This window comes from Methylobacterium sp. Leaf91 (assembly GCF_001422815.1).
Lineage (GTDB): Bacteria > Pseudomonadota > Alphaproteobacteria > Rhizobiales > Beijerinckiaceae > Methylobacterium.
Genome location: NZ_LMMP01000001.1, coordinates 188,325 through 208,734 on the forward strand (window position 1 = coordinate 188,325; position 20,410 = coordinate 208,734).

Sequence of the window (20,410 nt, forward strand, 5' to 3'; positions counted from 1 at the left end):
GATCCTTCGAGAGGCCCCCATGCCCGTCTACGATTATGCCTGCGACGCCTGCGGGCCCTTCACGGTGCTGCGCCCGATGGCGCAGTTCAAGGACCCGCATGACTGCCCCGATTGCGGCTCGTCCTGCGGCCGCGCCTTCCTCACCGCACCCAACCTCGCCTCCATGGATGCGGGGCGGCGCAAGGCGCATGCGGTCAACGAGCGGAGCGCCCACGCGCCCCGCAAATCATCGGGGCACGGGGCCGGCTGCGGCTGTTGCTCGGGGGCCTCGAAAACCAAGCAGCCGGCGGCCGCCAAAAGCTTCCCCAACGCGAGGCCGTGGATGATCAGCCACTGAAAGCTGCCACACCCTCCCCCCTCTGCGGGGGAGGGAAACGGCGCATTGCACTCCCGAATCCAGGAGAACCCCACCGATGATGCATGGCGACATTTCCTCGAGCAACGACAGCGTCGGCGTCGCGGTCGTCAACTATAAGATGCCGCGTCTGCACACGAAGGCAGAAGTGCTGGAGAACGCGCGAAAGATCGCCGACATGGTGGTGGGCATGAAGTCCGGCCTGCCCGGCATGGATCTCGTGATCTTCCCCGAATACTCGACTCACGGGATCATGTACGACGGCAAGGAGATGTACGAGACCGCCTCCGCCGTGCCCGGGGAGGAGACCGCGATCTTCGCCGAGGCCTGCCGGAAGGCGGGTGTCTGGGGCGTGTTCTCGCTCACCGGCGAGCGCCACGAAGAGCATCCGAACAAGGCGCCCTACAACACCCTCATCCTGATGAACGACCAGGGTGAGATCGTGCAGAAATACCGCAAGATCATGCCCTGGACCCCGATCGAGGGCTGGTATCCGGGCGATTGCACCTATGTCTCGGACGGGCCGAAGGGCCTCAAGATCAGCCTCATCATCTGCGACGACGGCAATTACCCCGAGATCTGGCGCGACTGCGCCATGCGCGGCGCCGAGCTCATCATCCGCTGCCAGGGCTACATGTATCCGGCCAAGGAGCAGCAGATCCTGATGTCGAAGGCGATGGCTTTCGCCAATAACACCTATGTGGCCGTGGCCAATGCGGCCGGCTTCGACGGCGTCTATAGCTATTTCGGCCATTCGGCGATCATCGGCTTCGACGGCCGGACGCTGGGCGAATGCGGCACCGAGGAAATGGGCGTTCAATATGCCGCCCTGTCGAAGTTCCTCATCCGCGATGCCCGCGCCAACATGCAGTCGGAGAACCATCTCTTCAAACTGCTGCACCGTGGCTATACGGGCATGATCAACTCGAAAGAAAACGAGCCCGGCAAGGCCGATTGTCCCTACGACTTCTATCGTCGCTGGATCGAGGACCCGGCCGGCACCCGCGAGGCGGTCCGCGCCATCACCCGCCCCGATCTCGGCACGCCGGAATGCCCAATCGAAGGCATCCCCAACGCCGCCAAGTAGGGGCACGCGAAGACAAAGCCTCGACGAGTTCGACTCGTCGAGGCTTTGTATCGAAAGATCAGTGGAAGCGGACGGTCGGCGCGGTCTCGATCGGAACGTCGATCCGGCAGCGCAGGCCTTCGGCTTGGAAATCGAGCTCGACCGAGCCCGCGAGTTCGCGGGCGATGCCGCCGGTGATGAGCCGGGTGCCGAAGCCGCGGCGCTTCGGCTGCGCCACGGCCGGGCCGCCGCGTTCCCGCCACTCGATTTCCAGCCGCCGCCCACCCATGCCATCCTCGGTGACGCGCCAGATCACCGACAGGCGGCCCTGGCTGCCTGACAAGGCGCCGTATTTCGCCGCGTTGGTGGTGAGTTCGTGGGCGGTCATTCCCAAGGCCAGCACGTAGCGCGGCGGTAGGTCGATATCGGGGCCGACGAGTTCCATATGGTCCGCCGAACTGCGGTAGGGGCTGAGCTCGTTCTCGAGCACGGCGCGGAGCGGCGCGCCGGTCCAGTCGTCGCGGGTCAGGAGATCGTGGGTCTTCGACAGAGCGAGGATGCGGCCCTCGAACTGCGCCGCCTGCTCCTCGCCGCCGCGCGATTGCCGGGCGAGGGACTGGACCGTGGCGAGGGTGTTCTTCACCCGGTGATTCAGCTCGTGCATCATCGTCACCTGCTGTTCCTGCAGGCTGCGCGTGCGTTCGAGCTCGGCCCGCAGACCGTCCTCGTGCTTCTCGAGCGTGGCGGCCATGGCGTCGAAAGCCTGGCCGAGCTGGCCGAATTCGGAGCGGCCCGTCAGGCCCGACCGGGCGAAGAGCTGGCCGGAACGCCAGGCGCGGGACGCCTTCAACAGCCGCCGCACCGGCTTGCGGATGAAGACGCGGCCGCCGATCAAGGCCGCCACGATGGCGACGAGCGTCCCGAGGAAGATCAGGATCACGCCGCGCCGCGTCGCCGCATCGATATCGGCGAAGGCGGTATCGCGGGCGAGGCCCACGGCGACGGTCATCCCGTCGAGGGCGCCATCGGGACGGACCACGCTGGTGATGCGGCGGATTCCGTTGAGACCGGGCATCTCGACGGCGCTTCCGAGGGTGCTGGCCCTGTCCAGACCAGACGCGAAGGCGGCCGGCATCGTCTGACCGACCCAGGAGCCGAGATCGGGATTCTGGACGATGATGGTGCCGCTGCGGTCGGTCACCGTCACGGCGGCGTCCTTGGGCAGCCCGGCATGGGCCAGCCGCTCGCCCAGCCAGGCGGGATCGAAGCCGAAGATGAGCAGGCCGGAGGACCTGTCGCTGGAATCCCGGATCGGATAGGCGAACTGGATGGTGGGAACACGGCTGCCGCGACCGACCACATATTCCCCGATCACCGGCACGCCCGACTGCATCGCTTTCTGGAAATAGGTCCGGTCGGCGATGGAATAGGCGCCCTGCTCCATTCCCAGGCTGTTGCAGACGAGCTGCCCCTTCGCATCCGCCACGATGAGGATCGTGGCACCGGAAAGCTTTCGGATGATGGAGCGCAGGAAGCTGGTGCACCCCGCCGCTTCCTGGTCGCGGATGAACGGAGCCTCCGCGAGGATATCGAGGAGTTGGCGCATTCCGCTGGCGAACTGGGTGAGGTCTTCCGCCACCGCGCGGGCGTTGCGCATTGCCGAGGCCGTCACGGCATCCTCGCGGGCGCTGCGCAGCGCGTGCTCGTTGAAGCTCTGGACCGCGATGGCAGGGACGAGGGCGAGCACGACCAGCGCGACGATACGGGATGTGAGCGTCATGACGGGAGGTCGGCCATGGGGAACGTTTCAGCCAGACGGACCCGGTTCGGCCGACCGAATCAGCTTGGCCATAATACTGTATGCCTGACTTGGCGGACCAGCCGTATGGGCAATTTGGCGCGGCGCCGGGATTTCTCCGTAACGGTGAACGCTTAATCGTCCCTGTCGAGGCTGGACCGGCGCTCCGCCTGCGGCCACAACCGCGTCAGCGTGAAAGCCCCGAGCGTGACAGCACCGAGGAAGACCACATGAGCGACCGCATCACTCTCAAGGCCGGAGACGGCACCGTGGCGGTGGTCGCGGCCTCCGGTGCCGAGCCCGTCTCCTGGCAGGTGGGTGGGCGGGAGTATCTCTGGAACGGAGATCCGGCGCATTGGAACCGGCATGCGCCCTGGCTCTTCCCGGTGGTCGGCGCCTCGTCCGGCGGCGTGGTCCGGGTGGATGGCACGGCCTATCCGATGGGCCAGCACGGCTTTGCCCGTGACCTGCCCTTCACGATCGTCTCGCAGAGCGACGACAGCGTCACGTTGCGCCTCATCGAGAGCGAGGCGACGCGCGCCCGCTACCCCTATCCGTTCCAACTCGACATCACCACGCGGGTCGGCCCGGCCCATCTCGATTTCGAGATCTGGATCGAGAATACCGGTGGGACGAACCTGCCCTACGCCCTGGGCTTCCATCCGGCCTTCCCCTGGCCCTTCGCCGACGGGGAGCGCAAGGCGGGTGGCGGCTACGCGGTGGAGTTCGAGCACCCCGAACGGGCGCTGGCGCCGGAGGTGGGGGATGGCGGCCTGCTCCTGCGCCAGGAGCGTCCGTTCCCCCTGGAAGGCCGCATCCTGCCCCTCGATCCCGACCTATTCGCCGAGGCCATCGTCCTGCGCGATGCGGCGAGCGCACGGATGCGCTTCACCGCTCCCGACGGCAGCGCCATCCGCATGGATGTCTCGGATTTCCCGCATCTCGCCATCTGGACGAAGCCCACGGCGCCGTTCCTGTCCCTGGAATGCTGGACCGGCCATGCCGATTGGGCCGGGTTCGACGGCGACCTGACCCGCCGGGATTCACAGCGCCTCATCGCCCCCGGCCAGCGCGTCCGCCACGGGGTCAGCCTTACCCTGGAAGGTCCCCGCTCATGATCCGCCCCGTCGACGAGAACGGCTTCTCGGCCGAAGCCTGGGCGCGCAACGAGACGGCCTACGAGGCCATCCGGACGATGCCGTTCAATGCGGAACTCGCCGCCGGCACCCTCGGCGAGGCCCGCTTTCGCCACTACATCCTGCAGGACGCGCATTACCTCATCGGTTTCGGCCGGGCGCTGGCCCTGGCGGCGGCGAAGTCGCCGGAGCCCGAGGGCATCGTGCAGTTCGCCAAGGCCGCCGAGACGGCGATCGTGGTCGAGCGCTCCCTCCATGGCGGCTTCTTCCGGGATTACGGCATCACGGCCGAGACCTTCGCGGCGACGCCGCTCTCGCCGGCCTGCGACCACTATGTCTCGTATCTCCTCGCCACGGCCTATGCCGAGCCCTACGAGGTCCTGCTCGGCGCCCTGCTCCCGTGCTTCTGGATCTATGCCGAGATCGGCACCGACATCCTGTCACGGGCAGGCACCGGCAATCCCTACGCTGCCTGGATCGACACCTACGCGGGCGAGGAATTCGCCACCGCCGTCGCCGAGATGATCGCGACCACCGATTCCGCGGCGCTCGGGGTCTCGCTCTCGCTGCGTGAGCGGATGCACCGCGCTTTCTCCCGCGCGACGCAGCTCGAATGGATGTTCTGGGACAGCGCTTACCGCGAGGCGGCCTGGCCAGTCTGACCGTCGGGACGCCCGACCCCGGAACAGGGCGGAGGAATTCGCACCGGCTTCGGCACTCCCGGCTTGACGATGCGGACGATGCCGTCGCGCAGGGAGAGCATGTGGCCGCGCTCCACATCGGTCCAGCACTCGTCGCGGGTGAGCGCCTTGGTGGCGATGACGGTCACCACGTCGTCGGTCCGCGTCTCCTGCGCGAAATCCACGTGCCAATCCTCGTCGATGAGGGTCGCGGTGCCGAACGGCGCGCAGCGGGTGAGGTAGCACAGGCGCTTGCCGCAGTGGGCATAGAGCGTCCGGCTATCGCTGAGCAGCATGTTGAACACGCCGAGCCCGTGCAGCTCGGCGCAGAGTTCAGCGACGGCATTGTCGAGCCGCGCCGGGCTCGGCAGGCTCGGATAGCGGGTTTGCAGCCGGTCGAGCATCCAGCAGAACGCGTATTCGCTATCGGTGGAGCCCACCGGCTTGAACCAGGTCAGCGGCCACTTCTTCACGCCCTTGAGCTGGCCGTTATGGGCGAAGGTCCAGCGCCGGCCCCAGAGCTCGCGGCTGAACGGATGGGTGTTCTCGAGCCCGACCCGCCCGCGATTGGCCTTGCGCACATGCGCGATCACGATCCGGCTCTTGATCGCGTAGTCGCGCAGCAGCTTGGCGAGGACCGAACGCGCGCTCGGCTCGGGCTCGTGGAAGGCGCGCGCGCCCCGCCCCTCGTAGAAGGTGATGCCCCATCCATCGGCGTGAGGCCCGGTCTCCCCGCCGCGCCGGGCGAGGCCCGCGAAGGAGAAACGGATGTCGGTGGGCACGTTCGCGCTCATGCCGAGCAATTCGCACATGGAGGTTCGGGGACTTCGCGTGGGAGGAACGGGTGGGCTTGCGGAGGACGGAGTCCTTGGGGAGACCGCCAAGCTACCCACTCTAGAGGATTTTCCCACCCGCGGGAGCCGGTAATCCTTCCGAAACGCTCCGCTTCACGCAAACAGCCTTCCTCGCGCAGAAAGCCTTGGTCGGCACTGAAAAAGCGCACGACCTTCGGAGGCCATTTCCTCCTGGGATGTAAACGCCGCCGGACCCGCGCGGTCCGGCGGCGCAATGTCCGCCGTAAGGTTCAGAACCGATAGGTGAAGTTGCCCTTCACGGCATGGTCCTGCGCCCGCTCGCCCACCTGGCCCGTATAGGACACACCCAGCGTGGTGCCGCGCGCCACCCGCACGTCGAGCCCGGCTTGTGCCACCAGGGCGTCCCGGCCGATCGGCGTGCCCATGGTGAGGAAGCTCGGCCCCGTGCCGAAGCTCAGGAGGGCTTTGGGCACCACGTCGCCATAGGCCCGGCGATAGCCAACCAACCCGTTCAGCGAGACCGGCGCACCGGACCCGAGATCGAAGCTGGTCTGGCCGCGCAGGCCCAACGTCGAGGTCGCCACCTCGGTGCTCTGCGCCGCGCTCGTCAGCGCCGCCAGTCCACCCGTTTCGGTGAAGCGGTCGCGCCCGATCGACACGTAGGCCCCGCCCAGGAACGGCTCGATATAGGTCTGCTGGACCGGGGCCGGAGCCGCCCCGCCCTTGGCGACCAGGACGGGCTGGGCAGCGCCCAGGAAGAAGCGGTAACCCAGCTCACCGAAGCCTTGAACGGTCGAGCCGCCGTAGCGGGCCGTGTCGTTGTCGGAGAACCCGGCGAAGCTCACGACCCGGCTCATGCGGCTCGACTGGTCGGCATAGACCGCACCGAGGCGTAGCGCGAAGCCCCCCCGCTCGAAGCCGCCATAGACGCCGCCGAAGCCGCTTTCGATCGTGCCCGATGAGAGGCGCCCTGCGCTGTCGAGGCTGGTCGCGGTGTAGCCACCGGCCACGCCGAGGCGGAAGCCGGTCTCCAGACGGAGATCCGCACCGAGCACGAAGCCGGAGGTCTGGCGCGAGAGCCCGGCGGCGTTGCCGTCGCTACGGGCCTGGCCGAAGCTGCCGAAACCCTGTCCCCAGACCCCGAACACGCGCGGGTCGAGAACCCGCACGGGCACGGGCGCCACAGGAGCGGACCGACCCGGCAGGTCGGCCGTGTAAGTGGCCGGCAGGCTGCCGTAATCGGCGACCTCCGCCGCGCCCCAGCGCAGGCGGTCGAGGATGGCCTCGCGGACGAAGAAGGCGGTCTCGAACTGGGCGCTCGCGGCACTGGCGTGGATGTCGCCGGTGAGCGCCCCGAAGGCGGCGCGCGCCTCGGGCGTGGTCAGTCCGACGGTGCGCCCGTAGAGGGCGGAGCCCGCGCCGCCCGCCTGGATGGCGTCGGCGACGCCGGCCTGATTGCGGGTCTGGGCGATGGTGGAGAAGGCGATGTCGTTGCGGGTCAGCGTCAGGTCGACCGCCCCCGCGCTGTAGCGGAGGGTCGGGGTGAGGAAGGCGAAGTTGGAGGTGACGCCGGCGAACTGCCCCGTGACGCCGCGGGCGGCGGTCAGGACGGTGTAGCTCGTGCGCGGGTCGTAGCGGCCCGCACCGGCCAGCACCTGGACGGTGCCGCCGTCGAGGGTGGCGGTGCCGGTCGCCGCGACGCGGTCGGACTGGCCGGCGGCGTTGGCTTCGACCTGCAAGGTGGAACCGCGCGCGAAGCTGGCATTGCCGGCCACGTTGAGGGTGCCGATGGAATTGCCCGGCGCCACCGCCGCGCCGGACCGGGCCACGAGCCCGCCCACCGTGCCGGTGCCGCCGATGGCGGCGCCCTCGCCCACCGTCACCACGGAATGCGCGAGGCTGCCGTTCACGTCCAGACGCCCCTGCGCGACGCCCGTGAGGCCGCTGAACGTGCTGGTGCCGGTGAGGTTGAGAGTACCGGATCCGGCCTTGGTCAGGATGCCGGTGCCGGCGATGGAATTCGCCAGCGTTCCATCGTTGGACTGGTCGAGGATCAGGCTGGCATTGTCGGTGATGGCACCCGAGCCGAGGCTGGCGGCGGAGGCGACGAGGGTGCCGCCCGCGATGGTGGTGCCGCCCGAATAGGTGTTCGTGCCGGTGAGGGTGAGCGTACCGGTGCCGGCCTTCGTCAGGGAGCCGGTTCCGCCGATGTCGTTCCGCCAGGTGTCGCTGGCGTCGTACCCGCCCTTGGCGGCGTCCATCGTCACCGTGACGGCGCCGTTGAAGGCGCCGTAGCCGTCCGCCGCCGCTACGAGATTCAGGCGGCCCCAGCCGTCATAGGTGTTGCCGTCGAGCAGCGGGTAGCCCGAGGACAGGCCCGTCGTCGCCAGCACCTCCCGACGCTGGGCGTCGCTGAGATAGGGGAAGCGGGTGAGGAGCAGCACCTGCGCCTGGACCGGCACCTCGGCGGCCGTCAGGGGCGTGCTGGGTCCGGTCGGCTGGAAGCCGTAGGTCATCCGGGCGGTGTAATCCGCCTTGTTCTGCGCGGCGTTGCCGAAGGAATCGGCCGCTCCGGAGGCCGCGCCTGCGGCGAGGCACCCCGCCACGGTCCCCGCCCCGCAGCTCGCGGCCAGGTAGGATTGGGTCTGCTGGTAGGCCTGATACACGGCGTAGGCGCCGGCATTGGCCGGGTTGGTCCAGTCGATCCGGTTGCCGGCCGCGTCGTAGAGGGCGGCGTAGATGTTGGTGGCGGCGATCGCCGTCGACTGCATGCGGCCGCCCATCACGTCGAGGGGCGAGTGCATGCCGGTCAGGATGCGGTTGTTACCGAGCTCGGAGGCACGGGTCAGGAGTTCCTGCATCCGCTGCGGGACGAGGAAGCCGACACCGAGGCTCTGCAGATAGCCGGAATTGGTGTGGCCGCTCGGATAGCCACCATCCGCGTAGGCATTCGTGGTGTTGGTGCGGGGGTTGAGCAGCGTCGGCACGTCGACCGCCGTGCTGACGCGGAACGGACGGGGCGAGGTCCCGATTCCCGGAACATACTCGCCGACCCCGAACGTCGTCGGGTTGAAGGCGCCGGTGGGGCCGAAGGAGCCGACATTGGGAGCCGTCAGCGGTCGTCCGCCATTGGCATCGATCATCTCCTGGGTGACGGTGAAGCCCTTCACCCAGCGCTCGGTCGTTCCGTAGACCGCCGGAACGGGGAAATTGGAGAGGTAGCCGGGCACGACGAAGTTCGCCGTGTCCGCGGTGGTCAGGCCCGCCTTGTTCGTGATGGCGTTGTAATCGTTGAAGCGGGGCGCCAGGGGGTCGATGGCCGGATTGGGGCCCTGGTAGCGCCCGAAGACCCGCTTCGACGGTTCCGTCGAAGCATTGGCCCGGACCGTGTTGTCGATGAAGCTGACCGCCGCCGCGAGAGGTGTCGCCGTCCCGTCGCCGAAGCTCGTCGCGCCTCCGCTCGCGCTCGCGCCGGTGCTGAGGTTGGCCGCGTAGTCGGCCAGCGTCGTCGTCGCATAGGTGGTCGGCGTGAGGCTCGTCGGCCGGGTGCCGGTGAACGAGGCCCCGGCCCCGGTGAGGTAGGCGGAGGTGAGGGGGCCGAGCCCGTTCAGGATGCTGTAGGCCTGTACGGTGCGGTCGTCATGGATCGCCGCCAGGGTCTGGTCCGCATTCCGGGCCTGCGTCATCCCGACCACCGTCTGGTAGTTCTGGATCATGACGGCGGGATTGGACGTCATCAGGCCGATGTAACTGTCGAGGACGCGCGGAATGACCGTCCCGGGGACGACCGAGGTGCTGTTCGTGAAGCTGATGCCCGGCGAGGTCGGAATCTGCTGCGCCTGCGCACCGACCGGCAGGAGGCACGTCGCGGCAAGCAGGGCGGTCTTGAGAGGTGTGGACACGGAAGCCTCGCACGAAAAAAAGGCAGCAGCCTGTTGGCGGCGCGGTGCTAGCTTGGCCGTAAGACGATGCCGTGACGAAAATCGCCTGGCGCGAACACGGCAGGGCATTCGTGGCGCGCGTGTAGCGCCGGATGGCCGCTCCCGGCGCGATGGACGAAGGCTGAAGAACGGCGCCGGGAGAATGGCGGCATGGCCCGCCGAGGTGCGCCCCAGCGCTTTCGCCGCCGGGCCCGATCCTCTAAGCCGCTCAGCGAGCCTCGGTTTCCCGGGGCGATTTGCACAGAGTGCCGATGGACCGGGATCCGATCGCCTTCACCTGGCGGACCGCGCGGAGCGAGCATGTCGCCGCGGTCGGGCTCGCGCTCGGTCTCGGGGGGCCCCTCGCGTTTCTCGCGCTGCTGTGCATGCGCGACCTCGTGGGCGTCCAGGTCCACGATACCGAAACGGCGGGCCGGTTCCTGCGAATCACCGCGACGCTGCCGTGGCGGACGGGCGACGCGGAGCCGTTCGTCGCCTTTGCCGGCTGGGCCCTGCCCACGGCCGACCTCGTGCGCGTGGCCTTCCTCGGCCTGGCGGCGGCGGCCCTGGCCTCGGCCGGCCTCGGCTGGGCGGTGGCGCGCCTCTGCTTCCAGGCGCAGGCGCGCACGGTGGCGGCCCTGCATGGTCGGGTCACCGAGGCGATCCTGCGCGCTCCGCCGAGCGCCCGCGACGAGGCCCGCGCCCTGGCGCAGATCCTGGCCGACATGCTGGGCCGCCTCGACACCCTGTTCGGACTGGCGGTCCTAGTGCCGGCGCTGGCGATCGGCAGCGGGATCCTCGCCCTGATTCTCGCCGCCCTGGCCGCCCCGCGCCTGATGCCCACCGTGGCCGTCGGCCTCCTGGCATCCGGGCTCGCCCGCGCCCTGATCCAGCGGCGCGTGCACGATCGCGCGGCTTTGCGTCTGCGGGCCGGGGGCGCGGCGGGGCGGGCCCTCGCCGATCTCATCCGGCGGATGCCGGCGGTACGCGCTCACGGCGCGGCGGCCTTCGAGCGCAGCCGCCTCGCCGCCAAGGGGGCCAGCACCCGCGACGCGCTGGCGGCATCGGAATCGCGCCTCGCCTATGCGCGCGCGCCGTCCACGGCGCTCGTCATCTTGCTGCCTGCCATCGTCGTGGCGCTGGCGCTCTGGCGCGGGCACGACGGCACGACGGTACCGGTGGAGCCCGGTGCCCTGGTGGCGGCCGGCGGCGGCTTCGCCCTCGCCGTTCTGGCCCTGGCGGTCACCCTGCGCCTGCGCTCGATCCATGAGGCCGTGGCGCCGGTCTTCCGCGATCTGGCGGCGACGCTCGTGTCCCTCGAAGGGCGCGGCGGCAACAGGCCCGGCGCCTTCGCCACTCTGCCGAAGGGCGGGGAACTCGCCGCGTCCGGCGTCGGCGTCTACGATCCCGCCAGCGGCGAACGCCTCGCCGGCGTCGACGTCACCGTGGCGATGCCCTCCCACCTCGCCATCGTGGGCGAGCGCGGCAGCGGCGCGCGGGCGCTGGCCGCCCTGCTGGCCGGGCAGCTTGAACCCACCGCGGGCGCAGTGACCTATGACGGAATCGACCTGCGCAGCCTCGACCCGGCCGAGCGCGCCAGCCACATCGCGCTGGCCGGCGCCGAGGCGATCCTGATCGAGGGCACGCTGGAGCAGAACATCCTCTACGGCGCGGCTCGGCAGGAAAAGCCGTCGGAGGCGGACCTCATCGAGGTGCTGCACCTGACCGGGCTCGACACCTTCGTCTATGCGCGCGGCCTCGAGGGAACGGTGGACCCGAACGCCGAACCCGGCATCGCCGATTCCATCGTCTCCGCCCGCCACGCCGTGCGCGAGGCCCTGGCGGAGGACAAGGCGGCGCGGCTGGTGGAGCCGTTCGATCCCGCCCGCTACAACCATCAGGCGACGGTGGGCGAGAACATCCTGTTCGGCGAGGCCGTGGGACCGGCCTTCTCCGGCAGCCATATCGCGGCCCATCCCTACCTGCGCGCCGTGCTCGAGGCCGAGGACCTGACCCGGCCCTTCACCGAGATCGGGCTGCAGGTGGCGCGCAGCACCATCGAGATCTTCGCGGACCTTCCGGACGACCACCCGCTCTTCGACGCGTTCTCGCTGTTTCCCGCGGCCGAGCGCGGATTCTTCGAGGATCTCGTCAGCCGTCAGCCGGAGGCGAAGGGCTGGCGCCGGGGCCCGGCGGGCCAGCGCGACCGCAAGCGCCTGATCGGATTGGCGCTTCGCTACAGCGAGACCCGGCACCGGTTCGGCCTCATCGACGCCGCCTTCGAGGACCGGATCGTCGCCGCACGCCACTCCTTCGCGCGGCTTCTGCCTCAGAACCTGCGCTCGGCGGTGGAATTCTACGATCCCGACCGGCTGAACCCGGCCGCCAGCCTGGAGGAGAACCTCCTCTTCGGCCGCATCAACGGCGAGGAGGCCGGGGCGGAGCCGCGCGTGCGAGCCCTGGTGCGCCGGGTCCTCGTGCAGCAGGGCCTCGAATCAACCGTCTACCGGCTCGGCCTCGCCAGCCGCGTGGAGCCGGGCATGGGCGGCGGCGGGGCGAGCCTCGGGGAGAACGCCATCGGCTCGCGCGAGCGCATCGGCATCGACCTCGCCCGCTGCCTCGTGCGCAAACCGGACATCGTGGTCGTCGCCATCGCGCTGGACGACGGCAAGGCCGCCGAGATCAGGACGCGCCTCGCCAGCCTGCGCGCGGCGCGAGCCGGCCGCGGCCTCATCGTCTGCCTGCCGAGTACCGATACGCTCGACGCGAACGATCCCTTCGGCGCGGTGCTGCATGTGGAGCGCAACACGGTGATCGCCGCCTGACGGGGCCGTGACACGCCCCTCCTCGTCGCCGGTGGCCGGTCCGACATTGCCGGCCGCTGTCCCCTCCGGTCCGCTTCGCCACCCCGCTGCCGCTGAACGGCGGCGAGGCTAGGCGGGCAGGAACGCCATCGCATCCACCTCGACCAACATGTCGGGGAATGCCAGCGCCGCAACGCCGATCAATGCGCTGGCCGGTGGGCATTCGGCGTTGATCCAGCGATCGCGCACCGCCCGGATGATTGGGAGTTGGCTTGGATCATAGTCCCGGACATAGATCGTGAGACGCGCGACGGCGCTGAAATCGGCGCCCGCCGCATGGAGCGTCGCCTGCATATTCCGGAACACCCGGTCGAGCTGGGTCGCCAGATCCCCGCTGACCACTTCGCCGGCGCCATCGAAGGGGACATGGCCCGAGAGGATGAGCAATCGGCCCTCCGAAACCAGCATTGCCTGCGAGATGCCGGGAATCGAGGGACCGGGCGGATTGATGGGTCGCAGCATCTCGATGCTCCATTGCCGGCATGGGGTGACAACCCACGAATGCCAGGCCGACGATATCTCCCTCCGATGTAATCTTCGCGACAGAGCGTCCCTCGACCCGCCGCACCTCCGCATTTCGGTCGGCGTCAGTGATCGTCGGTCGACCAAAGAAGAAGGGAGGCGGCGCTTCCCCTATTGCCGCCCCATTGGGATGGGATAAGCAAGGCTTCGTGCACCCTGTTGCACGGTGTCGGCGGTCGGTCGGCGCATCCCTCTCCAGGGCCGGGCATGGTCGTTCTACCCTCGCCAGTCGTACAGCGCCGCGCCGTTGCCTGGCTTCTCCTGCTGGCTCTGGGGCTCGCCGCGCCGGACATCGCACGGGCGCAATCGGCCAAGGCCACGGCTCCGATCCCGGCGGCGACCCTCGCGCTGATGAGCCAGAAGGGCACCAGCGCCTCGGCGCCGGTCCTGTTCAGAGCCTACAAGAAGGAATCCGAGATCGAGGTCTGGAAGAAAGCCGCCAGCGGGCGCTTCGTCCATATCAAGACCTTTCCGATCTGCCGCTGGTCGGGCCAGCTCGGCCCCAAGCGCAAGACCGGCGACCGCCAGACGCCGGAAGGGTTCTACTCGGTGCCTCCGCGCCAGATGAACCCGAATTCGAGCTACTACCTCTCCTTCGATGTCGGCTACCCCAACGCCTATGACCGCGCGCACGGCTTCACCGGTTCGGCCGTGATGGTCCACGGCGTCTGCTCGTCGATGGGGTGTTTCGCCATGACCGACCAGGTCGTGGGCGAGATCTACGCCATCGCGCGTGACGCCTTCGCCGGCGGACAGGCGGCGTTCCAGTTCCAGTCCTACCCGTTCCGGATGAGCGCGGCGAACATGGCCCGCTACCGGACGGACCCGAACATCGCCTTCTGGCGCCAGCTCAAGGAAGGCTCGGACCGGTTCGAGGCGACGGGCGAGGAGCCCAACGTCACCGTCACCGCCGGCCGCTACGCCTTCCTTCCCTACAAGGACCCCGCCCTGGAATCGCTGGTGACGGCGCGCCGGGTGCAGGAGGAGGCCCGCATCGCAAGCTTGGTGGAGGATGGGAGCGCTGCCGTGCGCACCACCTATTCGGACGGGGCACAGCATCCCTTCTGGGCCGCCCTCTCCGCCAAGGGCGTCTCGCTCGGCGATGTCAGCCGGCCCGAGGCCCTCGCCTATGCCGGCCAGGACGTGATCGTGATTCCGGCCCAGCGCCGCCCGGTTCTCGTCGCCGAGGCGGTCTGGTCGCGCTGGATGGTGGCGGCCTCGGTTCCCGCGCTCATGCGGGTGCGCGGGTTCAAGCCGGCCTACGAGCAGGCGCCGCCGCGCTTCGCCGCCCTCGTCATGCGCTACGATCAGACCCTGCCGACGATGCTCTCGGCCTCGCTCACCGGGCAGATGCCGGCCCCCGCCCCGCCGGCCATCATCGAGACCCTGGCGGAGCGCTAACCTTACGGATAAGCGGGTTCTCCTCTCCCCGCAGGCGGGGCGAGGGGATGCTCACGCCCGGACCGCACGTGGTCGATCAGCTCAGCCGAAGGACTCAGCCGCCGCCCCTCTCACGGCCCCGCGCTCGACAGCCGCGCGGGTGGCGCTCCCCGCAGGGCGGTGCTGACGGGGACGAGGCGAACGCCGCGGGCTTCGAGGTCACTCGCCCAGCGGGCGATCCGCTCGATCGTCATCGGCATCGCGCCCGCCGAGGCCAGCGCGAACCCGTTCGCCTTGGCCTGGGCCTCCAGCCGGGCGAGTTCGCGGTCGATCGCGTCCGCCTGCGGCAAGGCATCGAGGACGATCTCGGCGCGGGCGACGGGGATCTTGAGCTTGCCGCCGAGAGACGTCGCCAGCGAGCGCGACGACGCGCCGTCATCCACGAAGCCGAGCCCCCTCGCGCCGATCTCGCGCAATACCGGCTCGAAGGCGGCGGCATCGCCTTCGAGCTTGGCTCCCATGAAGTTCACGAGACCGACATAGCCCCCGAACCGGCTCATGACCCAGGACAGACGGTCGAGATTCTCCGGCGGTCGCGAACTCGTCAGCATGGTCTGCGGGCCGGGATCGCTGTCGGGATAATCGAACGGCTCCATCGGCGCCTGGACCAGGATCTCATGGCCGAAATCGCGGGCGCGGGCGACGCTGCGTTCGAGATCGCCGCCATAGGGTGAGAAGGCGAGGCTGATCGCGGGCGGCAGCTTGGTGATGGCGCCCGCCGTCGCGGCCTGCCCGACGCCGAGGCCCGTGACGAGAATGGCGATGCGCGCGCCCGGCGCGCCCGCATCGGGATCGGGGCGGGCATAGACGTCGAGGGGCCGGCGGCGGCCGTCGCCGATCTTCGGCACGCTGCCATGACGGCCCCGCTCCAGCAGGCGAGGATCGGGGGCGGCCAGGCGCACGGGCTCGCTGTCGGGCACGCGGATGATCACCGCATCGGTGGCGGCGGCACCGGCCGGCCGCACCACACGGACGCCCGAGGCCGTCTCGACTTCGCCGGCCGAACGCGGCGCCGGCGACGCGGGCGGAGGCTCGGGGGCCTTCGCCACGGGAGCAGGGGCCGCCGGTTCGCGCAGGGTGATCGCCGCGAAAGCGGCGGGCTCGCCGCCCTGGGGATCGCCGGTCACGGCGAGGATCGTGATTCCGATGGCTAGGCCGGCCGCCGCGAGGGCGACCAAGGTCGGCGGGCTCATCCGGGGCATCGAGACACCGCGCAGCCGCTGGCCGAGCGTGCGGGACGCCGCAGCACTCTTGGTTCCCAGCGGACGGGTCAGGATGTCGTCGGTGGCCACGGTCAGCCGTTTCCCTGAGGGCTCGCGAACGACCGAGGCGGGCTTATCGTGTGAGAAACGAAGCGGCCCGCCGAGTCGGTCTGACCGACATTGCGGGCCGCGCTGGTTAACGTTTCTTTAAATCCCGCGACGCCGGCGGCGTTTCAGGATGGAGCCGTGATCTTCAGTTCGGAACGGCGGCCTTCGGCGTGTTGGCCGCGCCCTTCTGGATACCCCGGATGAAGTCCACGGCCGCGATCAGCTGCTTGTCCTTGGCCGGATCCGGCGGGACGTAAGCCGAGGAACCGCCGCGCTCCTCGACATCCTTCTGCTTGAGGTGCCCCTTCAGGCCGGCCTCGCCCTTGGTCTCGTCCTTACCCTTCAGCTCGTCCGGGATCTCCTGCAGGACCTCCTGGTCCGGCTCGATGCCCTTGGCCTGGATCGAGCGACCCGACGGCGTGTAGTAGCGCGCCGTTGTGAGGCGCAGCGCGCCGCTGCCACCGAGCGGGATGATCGACTGGACCGAGCCCTTGCCGAAGGAGCGCGTGCCGAGCACGGTGGCGCGCTTGTGATCCTGCAGGGCGCCGGCCACGATCTCGGAGGCCGAGGCGGAGCCGCCATTCACCAGGACGACGATGGGCTTGCCCTTGGTGAGGTCGCCGGACTTGGCCGAGAAGCGCTGGGTCTCGTCCGGGTTGCGGCCACGGGTGGAGACGATCTCGCCCCGGTCGAGGAACGCGTCGGAGACCGACACGGCCTGGTCGAGGAGGCCGCCCGGATTGTTGCGCAGGTCGAGGACGTAGCCCTTCAGCTTGTCCTGGCCCACTTCCCCGGAGAGCTTGTCGATGGCGTTGCGCAGGCCGTCATAGGTCTGCTCGGTGAACTGCGTCAGGCGGATGTAGCCGACATCGCCGCCCTCGGCGCGCGAGCGCACCGGCTTGATCTTGATGACGTCGCGGTTGAGCACGACGTCGATCGGATCCTTGGATTCCTTGCGGGAGATCTTGAGCTTCACCGGCGAGTTCACCGGGCCGCGCATCTTGTCGACGGCCTGGTTCAGGGTGAGACCCTGGACCTGGTCCTCGTCGATCTGCGTGATGATGTCGTTGGTGAGGATGCCGGCCTTGGAGGCGGGGGTGTCGTCGATGGGGCTGACCACCTTGATCAGGCCGTCCTCCATCGTGACCTCGATGCCGAGGCCGCCGAACTCGCCCTTGGTCTGCACCTGCATGTCGCGAAAGCTCTTCGAGTCCATGTAGCTCGAATGCGGGTCCAGGGAGGTGAGCATGCCGTTGACGGCCGCCTCGATCAGCTTGGCCTCGTCGGGCTTCTCGACATAGTCGGTCCGCACCTTCTCGAACACGTCACCGAACAGGCTGAGCTGGCGGTAGGTCTCGGCGGAAGCCGCCACCGCGCTGGTCCCGGAGAGCAGATGCGTCTGGGTGGCGAGGAGTGAGGAACCGACGCCAAGGAACGCGCCGGCCAGGACTAGGGAAATCTTGCGCATTATCCGCGAACCTTCTCGCTGGGGCTCTTCGCCCACCAAGGCTCCGGATCGATGGAGCCGCCGTCTTTCCTGAACTCGACGTACAAGACCGGTCCGTCGCGGTCGCCCGGTGTGGCGCCCTGGCCGCCCTCACCCATAGCTGCCACCGGTTCCCCCGCAAGCACGAACTGTCCGACCTCGACGTTGATCTGATCCATACCGGCCAGCAGCAGATAGTAGCCATCGCCGGCATTGATGATCAAGAGTCGTCCATACGAGCGGAACTGCCCGGCGAACGACACCCACCCATCGGATGGAGAGGAAACCACCGCCTTCGGGCGGGTCGCGAGCGATATGCCGCGGGTCGTTCCGCCATTGCCGTCGGGCTGGTTGAAGCTGCGCAGCGTCGTGCCGCTCACCGGCCTCGGCACGTCGCCGCGTGTGTCCACGAAGCGGATCTTGGGGGCGAGCCGCGCGGGATCGCGTGTGCCGGCCGCCGCGAACCGCTCCTGGGTCGCCCGCGCTTCCTTGGTCTCGGCGGCGCGGGCCTCCTCCGCCGCCCGGCGGGCCGAGGCGACCTCGTTCTCCATCCGGTCGAGGAGTTCCTTCAGGCTTTTCGCCTGGACACCGAGCTCGGCCGTGCGCGCGCGCTCGGTGACGAGACCGCTCTCGACTTCGGCGAGCCGGGTACGGCGCGCCGTGATCAGGGCGTTGAGCCGCTGCTGCTCCCGGGCCCAGCCGGCGAGGTCGTTCTGCAGGCCCTCGCGATCGGCGGCGATGAGGCCCTTCAGGCGCACCATCTCGGTGAGGTCGGCAGCCAGGGTCTCGGCCTCGCCGCGCAGTTCGGGCACCACCGCGCCGAGCAGCATCGAGGTGCGGATGACGGCGAGCACGTCCTCCGGCTGGACCAGGACCGCCGGAGGCGGCCTCCGTCCCATGCGCTGCAGGGCGGCGAGGATCTCGGCGATGACGCCCCGTCTGGCTTCGAGGGAGCGGCGGATGCCGGCTTCGCTGGCGGTGAGCGTCTTCAGGCGCTCCTCCAGGCGGCTCATCCTGCCCTCCGTCGCCTGCGCCTGACGGGCGGCGTCGAGGAGGGCCGCATTCAGCTTGGCCCGGTCTCCGGCGACCGAGGCGACCTCCGCTTCGAGCTTCGCCCGCGCTCCGCTGGAGGCGGCGAGCTGCTCCTCGATCCGCTTCAGGTTCTCGGCGCGGCGGGCCTTCTCGTCGATGGCGCGCTGGATCGCGTCGGCAGAAGCATCCTGCGGTTTCGGCGCGTCCTGCTGCTTTGGGGCCTCCTGTGCGTAGGCCGGACCGAGCGTCAGCACCGCCATCGCCGCATAGGCAACGATACGGATCGCTCCGCCGTCAGGCCCGCGCCGCGCGTGTCCGCCCCTCATGCGTCGATGTCGCCCCGATGATAGGGATGCCCTGCCAGGATCGTCAGCGTTCTGTACACCTGCTCCAGCGCCAGCACGCGCACAAGGCCGTGAGGCAGGGTGGCCGCCCCGAAGGCGAGGGAGAGGTCGGCGCGCGCGCGCACCGCCGGAGCGAGCCCGTCTGCGCCGCCGATGGCGACGACCAGCGTCGCCGTGGCCGCGTCGCGCCAGGACGCGATCCGCTCGGCGATGCGTTCGCTGGTCCAGTCCGAGCGACCGCGCTCGTCATAGACCAGCAGCACGCTCGATGAGGCCGGGGCATGGGACAGGATCGCCGCCCCCTCCTCCACGCTGCGGTCGACGGCGCGCCGGGCGCGGCTCTCAGGAATCTCGACGACGTCGCAAGCGGTGAGACCCAAGCCACGACCGAGCTGGACCGCACGTTCGCGATAGCGGGATGCGAGGTCCCGTTCGGGTCCAGGTTTGAGGCGGCCGACCGCCGTGACGAGCAGACGCACGCGTCAGGCGCCCCGCGCCATCGGTCCGATGCTCAGCCGGCCAGCAGGTCGGTGGTCGGACGATCCGCGCCCCACATCTTCTCGAGATTGTAGAAGCCGCGGACTTCCGGCCGGAAGATATGGACGATGATGTCGCCGGTATCGATCAGAACCCAGTCGCAGGCGGGCATGCCTTCGACCCGGGCCGTACCGAAGCCCTTGCTCTTCATTTCCTGCAGGATGCGGTCGGCGATGGCGCTGACATGGCGCTGCGAGCGGCCGGAGGTGATGATCATCGTGTCGGCCAGCGAGGTCCGACCGGCGAGATCGATCTCGATGGTCTCCTCGGCCTTCATGTCTTCGAGACAATCGAGCGCGAGCGTCTTCAGATCACCGATCCTCTGATCGGCGGCGTGGTCGGAACCTGTGGCTCCAGAATGGTGCGAATCGGTCAGTGTCTCGATTCCCGAAGTGACGGCGGTCATTGTATCTGAACAATCTATAGTCTGGAGAGAGTGGAACGATCACTCTCCGTTTTCAAGAGTCGCGACGCGCTCGTCACCGTCCCGCCCTCAGGGCGGTGGACGACAAGGTCGAGCGCGGGCCGTGGAGAAACACCCAGGCCGGGGGTTCGAGATCGGCGAGGAGGCCCGCATCCGATTCGTCGATGCGCCACCGGCCCATGGCCTGCGCCCCTCGGGCACTCGTCGCCGTCAGGGTGAAACCGGGCCTATCGATGATCGCGATCGGCATCATGGCGGCGATAGCACGAAAATCGCGCCAGCGGTGAAATGCCGCGAGAGAGTCGGCGCCCATGATCCAAACGAAGCGGACGCCTGGATGCCTGGCCCGGAGATAATCCAGGCTCTGGCGCGTGTAACGGGCCCCGATTCGCGTCTCGAAATCGGTGATGGCGATGCGCGGATGGTTTGCCACGGCCTCGGCGATGGCGATCCGGCGATCGAGGGGGGCGAGCGCCGAGCGGTCCTTCAGCGGGTTGCCCGGCGTGATCATCCACCACACCCGGTCGAGGGCGAGCCGCTTCAGCGCCACCAGGCTCACATGCCGGTGGCCGAGATGGGCCGGGTTGAACGACCCGCCATAGAGCCCGATCCGCAGGCCGGGCGCGGCGGGAGGCAGCCGGGCGAGCCCGGCCGCATCAAGCCGCATGGAGAATGCCGGCC

General features: G+C 69.2%; 16 protein-coding genes. 6 read left to right on the forward strand and 10 right to left on the reverse strand.

Annotated features, from left to right (window positions below):
• Window positions 1-19: 19 nt before the first annotated feature.
• A complete protein-coding gene (locus tag ASF32_RS00885) occupies window positions 20-337 on the forward strand; it encodes a zinc ribbon domain-containing protein (RefSeq protein WP_018041701.1) in 318 nt (105 codons plus the stop codon).
• A gap of 76 nt (window positions 338-413) precedes the next feature.
• The gene (locus tag ASF32_RS00890; RefSeq protein ID WP_018041700.1) at window positions 414-1,442 is read left to right on the forward strand and encodes an aliphatic amidase; all 1,029 of its coding nucleotides are present in this window, start codon (window positions 414-416) and stop codon (window positions 1,440-1,442) included.
• 58 nt (window positions 1,443-1,500) lie between these two features.
• Here the strand turns inward: ASF32_RS00890 and ASF32_RS00895 are convergent, their stop codons facing one another.
• Window positions 1,501-3,201, reverse strand: coding sequence for an HWE histidine kinase domain-containing protein (locus ASF32_RS00895; RefSeq protein ID WP_056422270.1), 1,701 nt, complete (start codon window positions 3,199-3,201; stop codon window positions 1,501-1,503).
• A 248-nt stretch (window positions 3,202-3,449) separates the two neighbouring features.
• Between ASF32_RS00895 and ASF32_RS00900 the strand changes: the two genes are divergently transcribed.
• Together ASF32_RS00900 and ASF32_RS00905 are read left to right on the forward strand one after the other, a co-directional pair.
• Entirely contained in the window at window positions 3,450-4,337 is an 888-nt protein-coding gene (locus ASF32_RS00900) for an aldose 1-epimerase family protein (RefSeq protein WP_056422273.1), read from the forward strand.
• Window positions 4,334-5,017, forward strand: coding sequence for a TenA family protein (locus ASF32_RS00905; protein ID WP_056422277.1), 684 nt, complete (start codon window positions 4,334-4,336; stop codon window positions 5,015-5,017). Before ASF32_RS00900 ends, ASF32_RS00905 begins: the two co-directional genes overlap by 4 nt.
• Here the strand turns inward: ASF32_RS00905 and ASF32_RS00910 are convergent.
• Both ASF32_RS00910 and ASF32_RS00915 read right to left on the reverse strand, forming a co-directional pair.
• Window positions 4,990-5,847: a class II glutamine amidotransferase gene (locus tag ASF32_RS00910; protein WP_056422280.1), complete on the reverse strand. Its 858-nt coding sequence runs from the start codon at window positions 5,845-5,847 to the stop codon at window positions 4,990-4,992. The two genes, ASF32_RS00905 and ASF32_RS00910, sit on opposite strands and share 28 nt — an antisense overlap.
• Before the next feature lie 272 nt (window positions 5,848-6,119).
• On the reverse strand, window positions 6,120-9,752 hold the full coding sequence (locus ASF32_RS00915; protein ID WP_056422283.1) for an autotransporter domain-containing protein: 3,633 nt from the start codon (window positions 9,750-9,752) through the stop codon (window positions 6,120-6,122).
• Window positions 9,753-10,042: 290 nt separating this feature from the next.
• Here ASF32_RS00915 and ASF32_RS00920 point away from each other — a divergent pair, with 290 nt between their 5' ends.
• Window positions 10,043-12,595 carry an ABC transporter ATP-binding protein gene (locus ASF32_RS00920; RefSeq protein ID WP_056422286.1) on the forward strand — a complete coding sequence of 851 codons (2,553 nt, stop codon included), beginning with the start codon at window positions 10,043-10,045 and terminating at the stop codon, window positions 12,593-12,595.
• A gap of 108 nt (window positions 12,596-12,703) precedes the next feature.
• Here the strand turns inward: ASF32_RS00920 and ASF32_RS00925 are convergent, their stop codons facing one another.
• Complete coding sequence (locus tag ASF32_RS00925) at window positions 12,704-13,096, reverse strand: RidA family protein (RefSeq protein WP_056422289.1); 393 nt, start codon at window positions 13,094-13,096, stop codon at window positions 12,704-12,706.
• Window positions 13,097-13,363: 267 nt separating this feature from the next.
• On the opposite strand from ASF32_RS00925, the gene ASF32_RS00930 reads away from it, so the two are divergent.
• Window positions 13,364-14,557, forward strand: a complete 1,194-nt coding sequence (locus tag ASF32_RS00930; protein ID WP_056422292.1) for a murein L,D-transpeptidase family protein — start codon at window positions 13,364-13,366, stop codon at window positions 14,555-14,557.
• Window positions 14,558-14,667: 110 nt separating this feature from the next.
• On the opposite strand, the gene ASF32_RS00935 is transcribed toward ASF32_RS00930, so the two are convergent.
• The 6 genes from ASF32_RS00935 to ASF32_RS00960 all read right to left on the reverse strand — a co-directional run bounded on the left by ASF32_RS00935 (window position 14,668) and on the right by ASF32_RS00960 (window position 20,396).
• Complete coding sequence (locus tag ASF32_RS00935; protein ID WP_056422297.1) at window positions 14,668-15,894, reverse strand: divergent polysaccharide deacetylase family protein; 1,227 nt, start codon at window positions 15,892-15,894, stop codon at window positions 14,668-14,670.
• A 157-nt stretch (window positions 15,895-16,051) separates the two neighbouring features.
• Entirely contained in the window at window positions 16,052-17,374 is a 1,323-nt protein-coding gene (locus ASF32_RS00940; RefSeq protein ID WP_056422300.1) for a S41 family peptidase, read from the reverse strand.
• Window positions 17,374-18,684 carry a peptidoglycan DD-metalloendopeptidase family protein gene (locus ASF32_RS00945; protein ID WP_056422302.1) on the reverse strand — a complete coding sequence of 437 codons (1,311 nt, stop codon included), beginning with the start codon at window positions 18,682-18,684 and terminating at the stop codon, window positions 17,374-17,376. The genes ASF32_RS00940 and ASF32_RS00945 overlap by 1 nt, the downstream gene beginning before the upstream one ends.
• Before the next feature lie 62 nt (window positions 18,685-18,746).
• Window positions 18,747-19,247: a 23S rRNA (pseudouridine(1915)-N(3))-methyltransferase RlmH gene (rlmH, locus tag ASF32_RS00950; protein ID WP_056422305.1), complete on the reverse strand. Its 501-nt coding sequence runs from the start codon at window positions 19,245-19,247 to the stop codon at window positions 18,747-18,749.
• A gap of 32 nt (window positions 19,248-19,279) precedes the next feature.
• A complete protein-coding gene (gene rsfS / locus ASF32_RS00955) occupies window positions 19,280-19,711 on the reverse strand; it encodes a ribosome silencing factor (RefSeq protein ID WP_200919009.1) in 432 nt (143 codons plus the stop codon).
• A gap of 73 nt (window positions 19,712-19,784) precedes the next feature.
• Window positions 19,785-20,396, reverse strand: a complete 612-nt coding sequence (locus tag ASF32_RS00960) for a nicotinate-nucleotide adenylyltransferase (protein ID WP_056422307.1) — start codon at window positions 20,394-20,396, stop codon at window positions 19,785-19,787.
• Between the last annotated feature and the right edge of the window lie 14 nt (window positions 20,397-20,410).

Coding starts and splice junctions, on each gene's coding strand:
- ASF32_RS00885 (WP_018041701.1), top strand. CDS start 20: ATGCCCGTCTACGATTATGCCTGCGACGCCTGCGGGCCCTTCACGGTG.
- ASF32_RS00890 (WP_018041700.1), top strand. CDS start 414: ATGATGCATGGCGACATTTCCTCGAGCAACGACAGCGTCGGCGTCGCG.
- ASF32_RS00895 (WP_056422270.1), bottom strand. CDS start 3,201: ATGACGCTCACATCCCGTATCGTCGCGCTGGTCGTGCTCGCCCTCGTC.
- ASF32_RS00900 (WP_056422273.1), top strand. CDS start 3,450: ATGAGCGACCGCATCACTCTCAAGGCCGGAGACGGCACCGTGGCGGTG.
- ASF32_RS00905 (WP_056422277.1), top strand. CDS start 4,334: ATGATCCGCCCCGTCGACGAGAACGGCTTCTCGGCCGAAGCCTGGGCG.
- ASF32_RS00910 (WP_056422280.1), bottom strand. CDS start 5,847: ATGTGCGAATTGCTCGGCATGAGCGCGAACGTGCCCACCGACATCCGT.
- ASF32_RS00920 (WP_056422286.1), top strand. CDS start 10,043: ATGGACCGGGATCCGATCGCCTTCACCTGGCGGACCGCGCGGAGCGAG.
- ASF32_RS00925 (WP_056422289.1), bottom strand. CDS start 13,096: ATGCTGCGACCCATCAATCCGCCCGGTCCCTCGATTCCCGGCATCTCG.
- ASF32_RS00930 (WP_056422292.1), top strand. CDS start 13,364: ATGGTCGTTCTACCCTCGCCAGTCGTACAGCGCCGCGCCGTTGCCTGG.
- ASF32_RS00940 (WP_056422300.1), bottom strand. CDS start 17,374: ATGCGCAAGATTTCCCTAGTCCTGGCCGGCGCGTTCCTTGGCGTCGGT.
- ASF32_RS00945 (WP_056422302.1), bottom strand. CDS start 18,684: ATGGCGGTGCTGACGCTCGGTCCGGCCTACGCACAGGAGGCCCCAAAG.
- rsfS (WP_200919009.1), bottom strand. CDS start 19,711: ATGACCGCCGTCACTTCGGGAATCGAGACACTGACCGATTCGCACCAT.
- ASF32_RS00960 (WP_056422307.1), bottom strand. CDS start 20,396: ATGCGGCTTGATGCGGCCGGGCTCGCCCGGCTGCCTCCCGCCGCGCCC.